This window comes from Streptomyces sp. NPDC005195, assembly GCF_040608315.1.
GTDB lineage: Bacteria > Actinomycetota > Actinomycetes > Streptomycetales > Streptomycetaceae > Streptomyces > Streptomyces kaempferi.
This window is the reverse complement of record NZ_JBEXHZ010000371.1, coordinates 1-1196: the sequence shown is the minus strand read 5'-3', so window position 1 is coordinate 1196 and position 1196 is coordinate 1. Positions and strand designations below refer to the sequence as shown.

General features: G+C 70.0%; 1 protein-coding gene. It reads left to right on the top strand.

The features are described 5' to 3' along the window. Nucleotides 1-140 precede the first annotated feature (140 nt). Entirely contained in the window at nt 141-1172 is a 1032-nt protein-coding gene (locus ABZV34_RS39735; RefSeq protein WP_356288262.1) for a ketoacyl-ACP synthase III family protein, read from the top strand. Nucleotides 1173-1196 lie beyond the last annotated feature (24 nt).

Genomic DNA, 1196 nt, shown 5'->3' with positions numbered 1-1196 from the left:
GTGGTGCCGCGCCGCCCGGCGCCGTCATGACACCGGCTGTCCGCCGTCGTGACGCCGATGGACACAGAACACCGGGACACCGGGACACCGGGACACCGAACCGCCAACCACCGGAACACGGAAAGAGGAGAAGAGGGCCGATGAGGGTCGAGAACGTTCACATCGAATCGCTGGGAGTCGTGCTGCCCGAGTGGGCCGACGCCCAGCAGGCCGTGGCCGAGGGGAAACTCGACGCCGAGATCCAGGCGGCGAACGGGCTGACGGGCACGCACGTCGCCGGTGACGTGCCGGCCATGGACCTGGTCGTGCAGGCCGCGCGGACCGCCCTGGAGCGCTCGAAGACCGACCCCGAGGACCTCGGGGGGCACATTCACAGCGCCGTCCACTACCAGGGCCCCGACGGCTCCTACCCGCCCGGCTACATCCTGCGCGAACTGGGCCTGGGCAACGTTCCCGCGCTCTACCTCCAGCAGGGCTGCGACGGCATGCTCAGCGCCCTGGAGGTGGCGATCGGCAAGCTCACGGGGGCCGCCGAGGCGGGCTCGGTGCTGCTGACGACGGGTGAGAACTTCTCCTCGCCGCACATGGACCGCTGGAAGGGCTTCGGCCAGGCGTACATCCTCGGTGACGGCGCCGTCGCGGCGCTGGTGAGCGACGAGGGGGGCTTCGCCGAGGTGCGTTCCCTCAACTCGGGGGTGCTGCACGAGCTGGAGTCGTGGCACCGCGGGGACGGGCCGCTGCTGCTGCGCGAGGACACCTCGGCGGTGGCCGGCATGGTCGAGCGGGCCGAGCAGTTCAGCGAGCAGATGCCCCTGTCGGAGACCATGGAGAAGCTGACCCTGTTCGGTCTCGACATCATCCACCGGTCCCTGGTCGACGCCGGGCTGAACGCGTCCGACCTCACCAAGGTGGTGCCGATCAACATGGACGGCCGGATGATCGAGTACTCGATCATGCTGCCGCTCGGACTGACCATGGCGGAGTGCAGCTGGGAGTTCGGCCGGACGGTCGGACACGTGGGCGGCGCCGACGTGTTCATCACCCTGGAGCACCTGGTGCGCACCCGCCAGGTGCGGCCGGGCGACAACGTCCTGCTGTTCTCCCAGGGGCCCGGATGGCTGTGCAGCGCGGCCGTGCTCACCGTCTCCGAGAGCCCGCACTGGGCGGTCTGAACACCGCGTTCTTCCCGCAGGACG

Excerpts from the sequence above, each read along its gene's own strand:
- ABZV34_RS39735 (WP_356288262.1), top strand. The coding sequence starts at position 141 with ATGAGGGTCGAGAACGTTCACATCGAATCGCTGGGAGTCGTGCTGCCC.